Raw genomic sequence first — 14,452 nt, forward strand, 5'->3', positions numbered from 1 at the left:
TTACCGCGCCGGCGCGGTGCCGGTTAGCTCCGTCCACCTCGCGTGGGCGGCGTCCTGCCAGCGCGCCCGAATCGTGCCCAGTTTCGCGGCGTCCTGGCGTCCCTGCCAACCGGCCGGCAACAGGATGTCCGGCAGACCGGGATCGATATAGGGCAGGCGTTGCAACTGATTGACCAGTTGCACGTGCGCAAACAGGATCGCGTCGTCGGAGCGCGGCCGCATCTTCTGGAAGGCCGATGCGAGTTCGCGATAGTGCTCCGACACGGCGTCGAGATTCCATGCTCGCTGGGCGAGTTCAGCATCGCTCACGCCGAGATCGAACGATTTCCCGACAAACCCGAATGCCACCCCCGACAGACCCAGCTCCGCGAGTACCGCCTTCGTTTCAGCCTGTCTGTTCACATGAGGGTTGACCCACAGCGCGGGCGATGGATTGCCGAAGCCCAACCAGCTCAGCGCGCGATAGGCTTTGACGCGCATCGTGCGATGCGTCTCGGGCAAGGACAGATGCAGGACCAGCCAATGACCGTTCCACGCCTCGCCCGCCAGCGACTTCACACGCAGCGACCCCGCTGCGATCAGATCGCGGCCGCGCGTGGTCAGCGACCAGCTGGCGCGCCGGCCGTCACGTGCATTCTCGATCCATCCTGCCGTTGCCGCACGCGCAATCGCCTGGCGAGCCGCTTTCTCGGCCACGCCAACCCCTTCTAATGCGTGCAGCAAGGTAGCCGTCCACACGGGACGATCCTCGCGCACGACGAACTCGCCGAGCAGCGTCAACAGAAGCGACCGCGCGCTGCCCGGCGTGACGCGTTCTGCGGTATCGGCCTCGTCGCCGAATTCAATTGCGTTGTGAGACGAATCTGCCATGCCGCGTTCCTGATCTGACGAACGTAAAAATGGAGGGTGCTGTTTAAAAACGTCCGATGGTAGGTAGTTTGCCACGGACACGTCAAGCCGCGAAGCGTGCCCACCTGAGCGGCTGCCCTCTGCTTCATGCCGCAAACGTGGCGTGGCTGAACACGCCTTGCGCGGTCGCGATAAGCAAACCGCTGTCGGTCCACGCCTCGCCGTTGGCAAAAAACACTGAACGGCCTTCGCGCTGAACGTAGCCCTTGCCGACGATATGCGTGCCCACGCCCTTCTCCAGATACGACAGCGTCAGCGAAAGGGTTGAGCCTACGCGCTGCTTCCCCTCTTCACGATTGAACAGACCCGCGAGACCACACACCGAGTCCAGCAGCGCGGCGGTTACACCGCCGTGCAGAATGCCGCCGGAATTCAGCAGGCTCGGCGTGACCGGTAAAACGATCTCGGCATAGCCGTCACGCCACACTTCGACCCTTGCGCCAAGCAGATCGATGAACGGATTGAGCTTCACGTGTCCCTTCTCCATGATGAATTAACGAACGCATCCCCCGGCGCCGGAAATCGGCGTTTAAGGGTAAACACGTCGCTGCATAAATGCTACATGAGATGTAAATTGATATCACACAATGTAGCATATCAGAAGCGCTCCGTAACAACCCATGTTCCGCGATGAACGAATCGCGGCTACGCAAAGCGCCACGCCAGATCAATATCCTTAGTCGTACGTATAACAAAAAAATCTTGATCATTTGGAGACGTTGATGAAGAAGATTGCTTTCGGCATGACCTGTCTTGTATTCACAGGCGCCGCGCACGCGACTGTGACGCTCTATGGCCTGATCGACGCGGGCCTCACCTATACCAACAATCAGAAGGGGTCATCGAACTGGCAGACCGCCAGCAGCGTGATGCAGGGCGACGCCTGGGGACTGCGTGTCACAGAAGACCTGGGCGGTGGATTGACAAGCGTCGCGGTGGTGGAAAGCGGCTTCAACCTGTTCGATGGCACTTTCATGCAAGGCGGCCGCGAATTTGGCAGGCAAGCGTATCTTGGCCTGTCGAATCAGTACGGCACGGTGTCGGTCGGCCGGCAATACGACCTGATCGCGGATTTCGTCATCCCGGTCAGCTCGGTACCGTATCTCGGTGTCTATTCCGGGCATGTTCAGGATAACGACAACCTCCAGCACACGTTCCGCCTTAGCAACGCGGTCAAATACATCAGCCCGAGCTACGGCGGTTTTTCGTTCGGCGGTATTTACGCATTCGGCAATGAGGCGGGCTCGTTCGCGACCAATCGGGTATGGAACGTCGGGGCAAGCTATAAACACGGCGCATTTTCAATTGCCGCGGCGTACGAGGCGCTAAGCCAGCCGGCCGGGAACACGACGGGCGCGGTGGGTGTGTCCGGGACTTCCGGCTCGGATTATCCGTCGCTCCCGGCGCTCTACGAGACCGGCACTGTGCTCAAACAACAGATCGCGGTCGTGTCCGGTAACTACCAGATCGGCAAGTTCACCGTCGGTGCGACCTACAGCCATGTGCGTTTCGACGTCACTACCTCGCCCGTGAATGTCGACAACTTCGAAGTCTTCGGCAGTTACGCGGCGAGTCCCGCGTTGTTTCTGACCACCGCACTCGCACAGAGCAACGTCAAGCTGGTGGATTCGGGCATGAAGCCGAAGTATCAGCAAGTTAGCGGCACCGTGGATTACTTCCTCTCCAAACGCACTGACGTCTACACGTCGGTCTCTTATCAGCATGCGGGTGGCGATGCCAAGGTGGCCAACCTGTACTCGCTGCCGGCTTCCTCCACGACCAATCAGCTCGCGGTACGCATCGGCTTGCGGCACAAATTCTAGGTCTTGCGGCGCTTAACCCCTTTTCCTATCCCGCCACCGTTCGTGCAAGCTCAAAGGAAATCCCTATGCAACCGACTTATGAAGCGCCCGGCATCGCGTTGCCCATTGCAACGACGGCGTCGCTATACCGGAAGATCACTTGGCGGCTAATTCCGTTTCTGTGCCTTTGTTATCTCGCCGCGTATCTCGACCGCATCAACATCGGTCTGGCGAAGTTACAGATGTCAGTCGATCTGCAGTTTAGCGAGACGGTCTACGGGCTCGGCGCGGGTCTGTTTTTTGTCGGCTATGTCGCGCTGGAAGTGCCGAGCAATCTGCTGCTCCACCGCTTCGGCGCGCGGCTATGGATCAGCCGCATCATGATCACGTGGGGCGCGTTGTCCATGTGCACGTTGCTCGTGACGACACCGACGCAGTTCTATCTCGTGCGCTTCCTGCTCGGCGCGGCCGAGGCCGGCTTTCTGCCCGGCGTACTGCTCTATCTGACGCAGTGGTATCCGCCGGACCTGCGTGGCCGCGCAGTCGGGCTGTTTCTGATGGGGCTGCCGCTCGCGAGTCTGATCGGCAACCCGCTGTCAGGCTGGATCATGGGCGCCTCCGCCGGCGTGCACGGTTGGACCGGCTGGCAATGGCTGTTTTTCCTCGAAGGCATTCCATCGATCGCACTCGGCCTGCTGGTGCTGATTCTGCTGCCGCGTGACGCCGCGGCGGCGACCTGGCTGACTGCGAGCGAAAAAGACGCACTGCGCGGCGATCTGGCACGCCATCCGCCGATGCTGAAGCACGAAGGCGCCGGCCCGGCGTTGCGTAACGGCTATGTGTGGGTGTTGTCTCTGATCAACATGACGTTGGCGCTGATCATCTATGTGATCGGCTTCTGGTTGCCGACCATTATTCGTGAGTCGGGCGTACAGGGCAGTCTGCGGATCGGACTCCTCACCGCGATTCCGAGCCTCGCGGCGATCCTGTTGATGCTGGTGCTCGCGACACGTTCGGATAAACATCGCGAGCGGCGCTGGCATCTGATCATTCCGCTGTTCACCGCGGGCGTCTGCATCGCCATAGCGGCACGCTTTCTCGACAACACATTTATCACGCTCGCACTTCTCACCGTCGCCAATGCGTGCATTTTTGCGTCGTTTCCTGTGTTCTGGGCGATTCCCGGCAGTCTGCTGAAAGGACGCGCCGCGGCAGCAGGCATTGCGCTCATCAACTCGGTAGCCAACCTCGGCGGGTTCTTCGCGACCTTCCTCATCGGCTGGATCAAGGATGCCACGCATAGCGTCAGCGCCGGGCTCGTGGTATTCGCCGGGCTCGCCATGCTGGGCTGCCTGCTCACATTCCTGCTGCCGGCCAGGATCACCAACCGCTAGCACGACGAGTCGGCGCGACGCCGCTCAGAGCACCGGCGCGGCGCCCGCGAGTTCGCCCCAGCGCGCATGCGCCGCGCCGCTCCAATGCTCGCGCAACGACTCGAGCTTCGCGGCCACCTCGCGGCCCCGCCAGCGCGACGGCAGCAAGGCGGCCGGCAAACCTGGATCGATGAACGGCACGCGCTGCCACGCGTTCACCAGTTTGACGTGCGTGAACAGCACCGAGTCATCGGAGCGCGGTCGCAGCTTGCCGAACTGGTCGAGCAGCGAGTCATAATGTGCCGCGACCGACTCCAGGTCCCATGACTTTTCGACCAGTTGCCGGTCGGTCAAACCGAAGCGCAATCCGGACCCAGCGAATGCGCACGTGAAGGCGGACAGACCCAGTTGCTCGACCACGCGATGCGTCTCGTCTTCGCGTTCCGTGTGCGGATTGACCCAGATACCCGGCATCGGATTGCCGAAACCCGCCCACGACAGCGCGCGATAGAGCTTGATGCGCTCGGGCCGATGCGATTCCGGCAGCGAAATCGCGACGACCAGCCAGCGGCCGTCCCATGGCGCATTGCGGCTCATCGACTGCACGCGCTGCGCACCTTCGTCGATGATGCGGCGCCCGCGCCCGGTCAGCGACCAGCAGGTCTCCCGGCCGATCCGGTGCGCCTCGATCCATCCCGACGCCCCCGCACGCGCGATCGCCTGACGCGCCGACTTTTCCGTGATCCCGATTCCGCCCATCGCGTGAACGAGCGTGGCGGTCCAGACCGCGTGTCCGCCGGGTCGAACGAATTCGCCGAGCAAGGTGAGCAGTAACGAGCGAGCGCTACCGGAATTCATGCGCCGCGCAGCGGTATCCGCGGGGGCGGCACGCGTCGAGGCGTCTGTCGCGAGGGCAAGGCGTGCGGTCATGAGGCCAGCCTGATCAACCGACCGGTTGCACGGGCGTCTTCGTGGCAACCAGCCCGCGATGGCCGCCACCAAGGATCTGCTCGCGCAGCACGTGCCTGCGCACTTTGCCGCTCGCGGTGAGCGGCCATTCGTCGATAAAGAACCAGACGGCAGGTGTTTTGTAGGCGGCGAGACGGCTTCGGCACCACGTATGCAAGCCGTCGACGAATGCCGCGCCGGGAGGCGCCGCATCAGGAGCTGCCCCGTCGTTAGCCGAGAGCCGTATGACCGCCGCCACGACCTCACCCCACCGCTCGTCGGGCAGACCTATCACGCACACGTGCGCAATGCCGGGATGATCGAACAGCACCTCTTCGATCTCACGTGGATAGATATTCTCGCCGCCGCGAATGATCATGTCCTTGAGCCGGCCCGTGACGCGTACATAGCCGCGCTCATCCATTGCACCGAGATCGCCGGTATGAAGCCAGCCGTCTTCGCGCAGCGTGGCGCCGGTCGCATCGGCCGCGTTGAAATAGCCTTTCATGGTCTGATAGCCACGCGCGCAGATTTCGCCCGACGTATCGAGCGGCAGCACCTCGCCCGAGATTGGGTCGGCAATTTTCAGTTCCATCTGCGGTAACGGACGGCCTACGGTTTCGGCCTGATCCTCCGGCGAGTCGTCGCCGCCGGTTTGCGTAATAACGCCGTTCAGTTCCGTCTGACCGAAGAGGATCGAAAACTTGCAGCCGAACGTCGTGGTTGTCCGCCTGACGAGCGTGGCGGGGACAGCCGACGCGCCGGAGAGAATCAGCTTGAGCGACGACAGATCGCGGCGCGGCCGGTCCGGATGATCGAGCATAGCAACCAGCATTGTGGGCACGACCAGCGTGGCCGTACCCCGTTCGCTTTCGATCATTTCCAGCATCTTCGCGGCATCGAAGCCCGGCATCAGCACGAAGGTCCCACGTTGCGCCAGCGCACCGACCGCGGATACGCCGCAGCCACCCACGTGAAACAGCGGCATCGCGTTGATCCACACGCCGCCGTCGCCGAAGCCCGCGCGCAACGCGGCGAAGCGCGATGCGTTGACGATGCCGCGTTGATGCAGACAGGCGCCTTTGGGAAATCCAGTGGTGCCGGACGTGTACTGAATCTGCACCATGTCGCCGGGGGCGATTGCCGGCAGCGGCGTGCTCGCGCTGGCCGAATCGACGAAGTCCTTCCAGTCGCTCAGACACACCGTTTCGCGCAAATGCGGCAGGCGCGCGCGCACCGACGCCAGAACCGCCGACAGATCGTTATTGCGGTAGAGCGGTGCGTAGAAGACGCCAGCAACTTCCGACGTCTTCAGAACGTGCGTGAGTTCGTCGGCGAGAAAAGCCGGGTTGACCGGCACCAGAACGATTCCCGCAAGCCCCGCGCCATGTTGCAACAGGATCCACTCGGGACAGTTCGGCGCCCACACCGCAATCCGTTCGCCGGACGCGAAACGGGCAAGCAGCGCACGCGCCACCTGCTCGGCCGCCTCGAGCAACACGCGATAACTCCAGCGCCGCCGCACTGCGTAGTCTTCGATTCCTTCAACGAGTGCGACGCGCTCCGGCACCTCGGCCGCTGCCTGACGCAACAGGTCGCCGAGCGTGCAGTCCAGCACCTCCGCCGATGTGTCTTTCGCCCAGTATGACTCGGCCAATCCAACCTCCACGCCCATCGCTTCGCTCCATCGATTGTAGTGAATGCGGGCTGTGGCGCGCCATGTTTGTTACGGGCTGCAGGAACACCGCGCCGCACACAGAATTTAATCTACCTAATGAGTTCCTATGTTTATTTTTATGTAGAACATAGTCAAGTCTAAGTCATCGCTTGCGGCAACCTCGATAGGTGTAAACGCGGCATCGGCGCAGCGCCCTTTGCCAGCAAGTTACCGGCGATCTCTAACGACAGCCGGAAGGCATTTTGCCGATCCGGATGCCACACAAAACGTTCTACACACTTTGACATTTTGGATTGTTATATGTAGTGTTAACTGCACGTGACAGGGAACGACATTGGAGACACTCATGAGCGACGCAACGAACGCAAGCAACGTAAAGGACGGCTACGACATCTTCGCGGGCGACTACGCCAACGATCCGGACGCGCTGTGGGCTGCAATGCGGCAAGGCGGCTGCCCCGTGGCGCACAGTGACAAATGGGGTGGCTCATGGGTCGTCACCCGTTATGACGACGTGCGCGACATCGCTCACGACGGCGCGCGCTTTTCGTCACGCGCCGTCGAAGTGGCCGGACCGATTCCGGAGATCGGACATGAACTCTTTTTGCCACCGCTCACGTCGAGTCCTGACGACCACAAGGCGCATCGCGATCTGCTCGCGCCTTTCTTCACGCCCGCGAAGATCGCCGAACTTGAACCGTTCGTGCGCGACGAAGCACGCCGGCTCGCCGCGGCCATCGCCGAGCGAGGTGAAGGCGATGCGGTCGGCGATTTCGCACGCCCGCTTGCGCTCTCGGTGATTTCACACATTCTCAAGGTCCCGCTCGACGCGCAGAACCGTTTCGTCGATTGGGTCGTCAGACTGGTGCGGCTTGGCCCGCTCGACCAGAAAGTGCGCAGCGCCGTCGTGCAGGAAAAGCTGGCGTATCTGGAAAAGCTTCTCGAAGAACGCGCGAGCGCGCCGGGTGACGATCTGATCAGCTATCTCGCCCAAGCCACGCTGAACGGCGAACCGCTCAGCCGCAAGCACAAGCTGGGCAGCCTGTTCCTGCTTGTATTGGCCGGCGCGGACACGACCTGGAGCGCGATGGGCGCGAGCCTGTGGCATCTCGCATCGCACCCCGACGATCGCGCGCAGTTGTTAGCGCAGCCGGACATGATGCGCACGACCGCGGTCGAGGAACTGTTGCGCGCCTATGCGCCGGTTTCGATCGCGCGCCTGACCTCGGAGCCGGTCGAACTCCACGGCCGCTGCATCGCTGCGCAAGAACGCGTGATCCTGCCGCTCGCCGCCGCGAATCGCGATCCGGCCGTGTTCGACGAGCCCGACACCGTCAAGCTCGATCGCAAACGCAACCGGCATCTGACGTTTTCCTCCGGCGAGCATCGTTGCCTCGGCTCGAACGTGGCGCGCCTCGAATTGCGCGTAGCGCTCGAAGAATGGTTGCGTGTCATGCCGAATTTTCATCTCACCGCGCCGGACGCGGTCGAATGGACCGCCGGTCAAACGCGCGGACCGGAACAGGTTCTGATCGCTGTCGATCGATGACTGGCCGGCATACCTGCCCCTCGTCTCTCTCCTCTCCGCGGAAACATCCTCACTTATGAAAACGCAAGCCGCCGTCCTCACCCGTCCGGGCGAACCGATCCGGATGATCGATCTGGATCTCGAACCGCCGCGCGCCGGCGAAGTGCTCGTTGCAATCGGCGCATCGGGTGTCTGTCATTCCGATCTGTCCGTCTTCACCGGGCGCCTCCCCAATCCATTGCCCGTCGTTCTCGGTCACGAAGGTGCCGGCACCGTCATCGAAGTCGGCGAAGACGTGACCGAACTCGTCGCGGGCGATCGCGTCGTGTTGAGCTGGCTCACCCAATGCGGCCGATGCTTTTACTGCCAGCACGAGCAACCGTCGCTGTGCGACTCGGGCACGGCGGCGATGGCGCGCGGCACGATGCCTGACGGCACGACTCGCTACCGATGGAACGGCGAGCCGGTCTATCACATGGCCGGGCTTGGAACTTTCTCGCGGCATTGCGTCGTGCCCGCCCGCGCCGCTGTCAAACTGCCGGCCGAGATGGATCTCGCCCCAGCTTCGCTGATCGGTTGCGGCGTGTTGACCGGGTTCGGCGCGGCGGTCAACACGGCCCGCGTCGCGGTAGGCGAATCGATTGCAGTGATCGGCTGCGGCGGGGTCGGTCTGAACGCGATACAAGGCGCGCGTATCAGCGGCGCGAGCCAGATCATCGCGATCGATCCGAGCGAGGAACGGCTCGCGTTCGCCCGAGAATTCGGCGCCACGCTGACTCTGCAGCCAGGCGCCGAACTGATCCGCCAGATTCGCAAGGCGACAGAGGGACGCGGCGTGGACGCCGCCATCGAAGTGGTCGGCCATCAGGACACGGTGCGCGACGCGATCCGCATGACGCGGCGTGGCGGCCGTGCGGTGCTGGTCGGCGCGGGCCCCGACGACGTGGTGGTCAACGTGCCGTCGTTTACCGGTATCGTCATGACCGAAAAAACCATTCGCGGCTCGCTTTACGGTTCCGCGCATGTCCATCGCGAAGTGCAACGCCTGATTAACCTCTACGAACAGAAACTCTTGAAGCTCGACGAACTGGTGACCCGCACGTTCGAGTTTCCCGCCGTCAACGACGCACTCGACTACTGTGCATCTGGACGCGGCGCACGCGCCGTCTTGCGGTTCTGACCGAACGCGACGCCACCTTTTTCCAATCCGGAGTTTTCATGAGCCTCTACAACATGACGATCGACGGCGGCGAGACGACCGCTGCCTCGTGGTTCGACGTCGTCAATCCCGCCACCGGCGAGGTCTTTGCGCAAGCGCCACAATGCACCCGCGATCAGCTCGACGATGCGATGGCCAGTGCCGCGCACGCTTTCGTGTCGTGGGGCGCGAGCGACGACAGCGTGCGCCGCGCCGCGCTGCAAGGCATCGCGAATGCATTGATCGCGGCACAGCTGGAGCTTGCTGAACTGGTGACAAAGGAACAAGGCAAGCCGCTCACGGCGGCCGCCTTCGAAGTGACCGAGACCGCTCGCTGGTTCAACTATTTCGCGACGCTGCCGCTGCAGCCAGAGACGCTCCAGGACGATGCGCGGGGTCAGGCCGTGCTCGTACGCCGTCCGCTCGGCGTCGTCGCCGCGATCACGCCGTGGAATTTCCCGTTGCTTCTTCTCGGGATGAAGCTCGCACCCGCACTGCTCGCGGGCAATACGATCGTGTTGAAGCCTTCGCCGTTTGCGCCATTGTCGACACTCGCCGCCGGGCGAATCATCGCCGGGCATCTGCCACCTGGCGTACTGAACGTGGTCAGCGGCGGCGATGCGCTGGGTGCGTGGATGACCGGTCATCCGACGGTTCGCAAGATCAGCTTTACAGGATCCGTTGCAACGGGCAAAGCGGTCGCCGCTGCCGCATCCCCGGATCTGAAGCGCATCACCCTGGAACTGGGCGGCAACGACGCCGCGATCGTGCTGGATGATGCCGATCCCTCACGCATCGCGGCCGGCATTTTCTGGGGAGCGTTCACGAACAACGGGCAGATTTGTGCGGGGATCAAACGCGTCTACGTGCCGGACCGGTTGCACGATGCGGTGGTCGAAGCGCTCGCAGACCGCGCCCGTCGCGCACGGGTCGGCAACGGCATGGACGATGGCGTGCAGATCGGTCCGATCAACAACAAACCTCAGTTCGAGCGGGTCTCGAGCCTCGTCGCCGATGCATTGGCTGACGGCGCATTGGCGGCCGCCGGCGGACACGCGATGGACAGGCCGGGCTACTTCTTCGAGCCGACGATTTTGCACGGGGCGCGTGAAGGCATGCGCATCGTCGACGAGGAGCAGTTCGGTCCGGCTTTACCCGTTCTGCGCTACAGCGATCTCGACGAAGCGATCGCGCGGGCCAATGCAACGCCGTACGGATTGTCCGGGTCGGTGTGGAGTTCGGACGAGGAGCGTGCGGCACGCGTGGCCGCCCGGCTCGATTGCGGAAGCGCCTACGTCAATACGCACCTGGTCGTGCAGCCGCATTTACCGTTTGGTGGCTGGAAATGGAGCGGCATCGGCATAGAGAACGGCCAATGGGGACTCGACGCATTCTGTTCGCTTCAGGTCCGCTATTGCCCTCGCGGCCGCTCATGAAGGGACGGCAGCCGCGGCAGTCTATCGCTGGAAACCGTCGCGGGTCTTCACGATCTCATATCGCACACTGCAGGTGAAAACCATGAAGATAAGCATTACGCCGGGCCTCTGTCACGGTCACAACAATTGCAGCCGTCTTGCCCCGGAGCTGTTCGGACTGGACAGTGGCGGCTACGCTATCGTACGAATTCAATCGACGCTGCCGAAGGAGTTGGAAGAGTTGGCGGCGCTCGCGGCTGAGAATTGCCCCGAGTGTGCGATATATGTCGAGGCAGCGGACGAGGTCGGTGAACGTACGACCGAAGAGCGATCGTTGTAGTCGTCAATGCGGCCCTTGAGCCGGTAACCCGTCGGGCAATCGCCCGTTTTGCGCCGCCGGCCTCGTGCCCGGCGGCGCCCGGTCCATTTCCGTCACGGCAGTCCGTGCCTGCTGCGTGCTGCCAGAACGCCATCACGTAAAGATCAGTGCGCGTCGACAGCAGGTAATCCACGCCAAAATCTGCCTGATACCGTCGCCTCAAGTTGCCTGCGGCTATCGGTCGGACCATGCGCCGCGTAGGCACCCGGACAAACTCAAAATCGAGGCGAAGCCGCTGCTCGTTGCAGTGAGCCACGACGTGCTCATCGCCGCGCAATAGCATCGTTTCCATCAGCACTCGACCCGTTCAGCCGCAACCGTTGACGTTGAACACGGCCTGAATGCCCCGACTCGCCCGAGGTACATACCAAAAGTTATCGGCCCAAAAAAATGTGAATAGCCTTAGCTTTTTGGCGCGGAAATACTTGGCTCACCTCAAGCCAATACCGGTCCTCGCACTTCCTACGGACCCCGTGTGCTTGCCATCAAACCGTCGTCCCCTCCGGAAATTCGATGAGCAACGTCACCCTGCCAACCACGGAAACGCCCATTACCGTTCGATCTGTCCAGTCGAGTCGTCAGGTACGCACGATTGCCGCCTGTTCAATCGGCAACGCGCTTGAAATGTACGACTTCACTGTCTACAGCTTCTTCGCCATGCTGATCGGCAAGCTGTTTTTCCCTGTTGATAACGTGTACGGTTCCCTGCTGCTTGCTGTCGGCACATTTGGCATCGGCTTTGTCATGCGGCCGCTCGGCGCATTGGTGATAGGCAGTTTTGCCGACCGGCGTGGCCGCAAGGCGGCGCTGACGCTAACGATCACGCTCATGGTGGGCGGCACGCTGTGCATCGCCTTTGCTCCGACCTACGCAACGGCCGGGACCCTCGGCACGCTCGTCATCGTATTCGGCCGCATGTTGCAGGGTTTCTCGCTGGGGGGAGAAATCGGCGCATCGACCGCGATGTTGATGGAATCAGGCAGCTTCGGCAGCCGTGGTTTCCGGATCGGCTGGCAAGGCGCGAGCCAGGGATGTGCCGCAGTACTCGGTGCATTGAGCGGTGCGGTGCTGTATGCGAGCCTGTCGCCTTCCGCGCTCGAGTCCTGGGGCTGGCGGATGCCATTTTTGCTTGGACTGCTGATCGCGCCCGTCGGCCTTTATATCCGCACTCATCTCGACGAAACGCTTGATGGAGATGCCACGGAGTTTCATCCGCTCGCGACGTTGTTCAGCGAGCACGGCAGCAAGATAGTGCGCGGTGTGTTGTCTATCGTTGCCGGAACGGTAGGCATGTATCTGGTCGTGTTCTTCATGCCGACCTATCTGGTACGCGTGCTGCACCTTTCCACCTCACTGTCGTTGATGGCGGGCTGCGTGTCGGGCGCGACAATGACAGTCATGTGCCTCGTCTCCGGCCTGATCGCCGATCGGATCGTCTCGCGCAAGCCCATTGCGATCGCGTCCGTGGTGCTGACGACCTTGCTCATCTATCCCGCGTTCTGGGCGATGAACATGCATCCCAGCATACCGCTGGCCCTTGTCATGATCGCCATTGTCACTGCGGCGAGTAGCTTCGGCAGCGCCCCGATGTTGCTGTTGCTCATGGAAATGTTCCCGGCCAGCGTGCGGGCGAGCGGGCTTTCCGTTATCTACAGCATTGGCGTTGCGCTCTTTGGCGGATCCGCGCAGTTCATCGTGACGTGGCTGCTGGCAAAGACGGGCAATCCCATGTCACTGGCGCTCTACATGATCGCCTGCGGAATCGTCACCGTGTGCGCGATGTCCAGCCTGCCCGAGCCGCGCAAACGCACCTCATAACGAACGGCACGGCCCGTCTTTGGGCGGCCGGACGCCGAACTCCAAACCGATATTCACCCCGCTGAGTAAACCAGTATTCGCGTTCGAATAAGACGCGAGGGAACGGCTCGTCCCGTTCACCGGCGCATTGATCAAAACACGCAAGTGGAGATTCGCAATGAAAAAAACATTGGGTGTGCTGTTCGCTTCGCTTGGCACATTGGCGTGCACCGGTGCTTCCGCCGAAGTGTCGCCAGGCGCACCGCCCGACGCGGCCGCCAGCATGTACGCAACCGGCTCGCAAATGCAGGCGACGTTCGGTTACTGGGGAGCCGGCCTGGGGCCGCAGACGCTAGGGGTCGCTTCGCAGCGCACCTTTGTGACGCTCTACGGCACGCTGGACATGGGCATCAACTATACGAAGGCTGGACCAGACAGCATCACGCGATTGCAATCGGGCGGCGCACTGACATCGAAGTTCGGCTTCTATGGGCAGGAATATCTGGGCGATCGGTGGACCGTGTTCTTCCGGCTGGAGAACGGCTTCATGGGCAATACCGGTGCGGTTCAGGACACGACGTCGCTTTTTAATCGCGCATCCTATGTCGGGATGCAGAATCCGATGTATGGGCAACTGACCATGGGTCGTCAATATACGTCGGCCGGTGCCGCGGCGCTCGGTGCGGATCCGTTCCTCGCCGTCGCGCACGAGTCGGTCTATACCTATCTTCTCGGCACCTCGGATCTTGGACTCGGTTCGAACAGCGACGCACTGGGACGCTTGCCCAACACGTTGCGTTATATCTCACCGCGGTTCGGCCCGTTCGGCTTCGATCTGAGCTATTCACTCAAAGGCGATCAATCGATAGGCCCCGCCGTGCATCAGCGCTCGGCGATGGTTTCTTACATCGACAAACGAGCTGTGTTGTCAATCGCCTTCGGCCAAAGCTGGTGTGATCCGTCGATGACAGGCAGTTGTGTCGGCGACACAAAAATCGCGCCGACGCAGCGTACTGACACCTATCTGGCCTCCCTGATGTACGACGTCGGCCCGTTCATCGCGCAGGCTGCCTACATCCGCTACGTTCCACAGACGGCCGGCAGCGCGATCGCAAACCTGTATCTGCTTGGCCTGCAAAAGTGGTGGGGAGTCGATTTGCTGCGAGTCTCGGCGGCGTACCGCGATACGACGAAATCGCAGGACTACGCATACGGTTCGACCATCGGTATCGATCACTTCCTGTCGAAAAGAACGTCTGTGTACGGGCGGGTCGGCGTCATGAGAAATGGCCCGAATTCCAGCGTCACCTACAACTACGACAGCGGATCGCCCGCACCTGCGCCCGGGCGCACCGTGTCGAGCGTCACGCTGGGCATCAACCACCAATTCTGAACTGATGCGCGACCCTGTCGCGCATCCATTGT

Annotated in this window: 12 protein-coding genes; 8 read left to right on the forward strand and 4 right to left on the reverse strand. The window is 62.0% G+C overall.

All coding sequences use genetic code 11. The features are described from left to right. Together HF916_RS23005 and HF916_RS23010 are read right to left on the reverse strand one after the other, a co-directional pair. Complete coding sequence (locus tag HF916_RS23005) at positions 1-870, reverse strand: PaaX family transcriptional regulator (protein ID WP_168791096.1); 870 nt, start codon at positions 868-870, stop codon at positions 1-3. Between the two features lie 124 nt (positions 871-994). Continuing rightward, positions 995-1,381, reverse strand: coding sequence for a PaaI family thioesterase (locus HF916_RS23010; protein ID WP_240975474.1), 387 nt, complete (start codon positions 1,379-1,381; stop codon positions 995-997). Positions 1,382-1,631: 250 nt separating this feature from the next. Here HF916_RS23010 and HF916_RS23015 point away from each other — a divergent pair, with 250 nt between their 5' ends. Next, entirely contained in the window at positions 1,632-2,732 is a 1,101-nt protein-coding gene (locus tag HF916_RS23015) for a porin (protein ID WP_168791098.1), read from the forward strand. Between the two features lie 65 nt (positions 2,733-2,797). Then, the gene (locus HF916_RS23020) at positions 2,798-4,105 is read left to right on the forward strand and encodes an MFS transporter (protein ID WP_168791099.1); all 1,308 of its coding nucleotides are present in this window, start codon (positions 2,798-2,800) and stop codon (positions 4,103-4,105) included. A 24-nt stretch (positions 4,106-4,129) separates the two neighbouring features. Here the strand turns inward: HF916_RS23020 and HF916_RS23025 are convergent, their stop codons facing one another. Beyond that, positions 4,130-5,014, reverse strand: a complete 885-nt coding sequence (locus tag HF916_RS23025; protein WP_168791100.1) for a PaaX family transcriptional regulator — start codon at positions 5,012-5,014, stop codon at positions 4,130-4,132. 13 nt (positions 5,015-5,027) lie between these two features. After that, the gene (locus tag HF916_RS23030; protein ID WP_168791101.1) at positions 5,028-6,707 is read right to left on the reverse strand and encodes an AMP-binding protein; all 1,680 of its coding nucleotides are present in this window, start codon (positions 6,705-6,707) and stop codon (positions 5,028-5,030) included. 349 nt (positions 6,708-7,056) lie between these two features. Here HF916_RS23030 and HF916_RS23035 point away from each other — a divergent pair, with 349 nt between their 5' ends. From HF916_RS23035 to HF916_RS23060, 6 genes are all read left to right on the forward strand, one after another. Next, positions 7,057-8,259, forward strand: coding sequence for a cytochrome P450 (locus HF916_RS23035; protein ID WP_168791102.1), 1,203 nt, complete (start codon positions 7,057-7,059; stop codon positions 8,257-8,259). A 55-nt stretch (positions 8,260-8,314) separates the two neighbouring features. Further along, the gene (locus tag HF916_RS23040; RefSeq protein WP_168791103.1) at positions 8,315-9,418 is read left to right on the forward strand and encodes a Zn-dependent alcohol dehydrogenase; all 1,104 of its coding nucleotides are present in this window, start codon (positions 8,315-8,317) and stop codon (positions 9,416-9,418) included. Positions 9,419-9,456: 38 nt separating this feature from the next. Beyond that, positions 9,457-10,872 (forward strand): aldehyde dehydrogenase family protein, encoded by a 1,416-nt coding sequence (locus HF916_RS23045; protein WP_168791104.1) that lies wholly within the window; start codon positions 9,457-9,459, stop codon positions 10,870-10,872. 82 nt (positions 10,873-10,954) lie between these two features. Further along, positions 10,955-11,191: a ferredoxin gene (locus HF916_RS23050; protein ID WP_168791105.1), complete on the forward strand. Its 237-nt coding sequence runs from the start codon at positions 10,955-10,957 to the stop codon at positions 11,189-11,191. A 552-nt stretch (positions 11,192-11,743) separates the two neighbouring features. Then, positions 11,744-13,048: an MFS transporter gene (locus HF916_RS23055; RefSeq protein WP_168791106.1), complete on the forward strand. Its 1,305-nt coding sequence runs from the start codon at positions 11,744-11,746 to the stop codon at positions 13,046-13,048. 157 nt (positions 13,049-13,205) lie between these two features. After that, positions 13,206-14,420: a porin gene (locus HF916_RS23060; protein ID WP_168791107.1), complete on the forward strand. Its 1,215-nt coding sequence runs from the start codon at positions 13,206-13,208 to the stop codon at positions 14,418-14,420. Positions 14,421-14,452 lie beyond the last annotated feature (32 nt).

It is taken from the genome of Paraburkholderia aromaticivorans (assembly GCF_012689525.1).
Classification (GTDB): domain Bacteria; phylum Pseudomonadota; class Gammaproteobacteria; order Burkholderiales; family Burkholderiaceae; genus Paraburkholderia; species Paraburkholderia aromaticivorans_A.

Excerpts from the sequence above, each read along its gene's own strand:
- HF916_RS23050 (WP_168791105.1), top strand. The coding sequence starts at position 10,955 with ATGAAGATAAGCATTACGCCGGGCCTCTGTCACGGTCACAACAATTGC.
- HF916_RS23015 (WP_168791098.1), top strand. The coding sequence starts at position 1,632 with ATGAAGAAGATTGCTTTCGGCATGACCTGTCTTGTATTCACAGGCGCC.
- HF916_RS23030 (WP_168791101.1), bottom strand. The coding sequence starts at position 6,707 with ATGGGCGTGGAGGTTGGATTGGCCGAGTCATACTGGGCGAAAGACACA.
- HF916_RS23040 (WP_168791103.1), top strand. The coding sequence starts at position 8,315 with ATGAAAACGCAAGCCGCCGTCCTCACCCGTCCGGGCGAACCGATCCGG.
- HF916_RS23045 (WP_168791104.1), top strand. The coding sequence starts at position 9,457 with ATGAGCCTCTACAACATGACGATCGACGGCGGCGAGACGACCGCTGCC.
- HF916_RS23055 (WP_168791106.1), top strand. The coding sequence starts at position 11,744 with ATGAGCAACGTCACCCTGCCAACCACGGAAACGCCCATTACCGTTCGA.
- HF916_RS23025 (WP_168791100.1), bottom strand. The coding sequence starts at position 5,014 with ATGACCGCACGCCTTGCCCTCGCGACAGACGCCTCGACGCGTGCCGCC.
- HF916_RS23005 (WP_168791096.1), bottom strand. The coding sequence starts at position 870 with ATGGCAGATTCGTCTCACAACGCAATTGAATTCGGCGACGAGGCCGAT.
- HF916_RS23020 (WP_168791099.1), top strand. The coding sequence starts at position 2,798 with ATGCAACCGACTTATGAAGCGCCCGGCATCGCGTTGCCCATTGCAACG.
- HF916_RS23035 (WP_168791102.1), top strand. The coding sequence starts at position 7,057 with ATGAGCGACGCAACGAACGCAAGCAACGTAAAGGACGGCTACGACATC.
- HF916_RS23060 (WP_168791107.1), top strand. The coding sequence starts at position 13,206 with ATGAAAAAAACATTGGGTGTGCTGTTCGCTTCGCTTGGCACATTGGCG.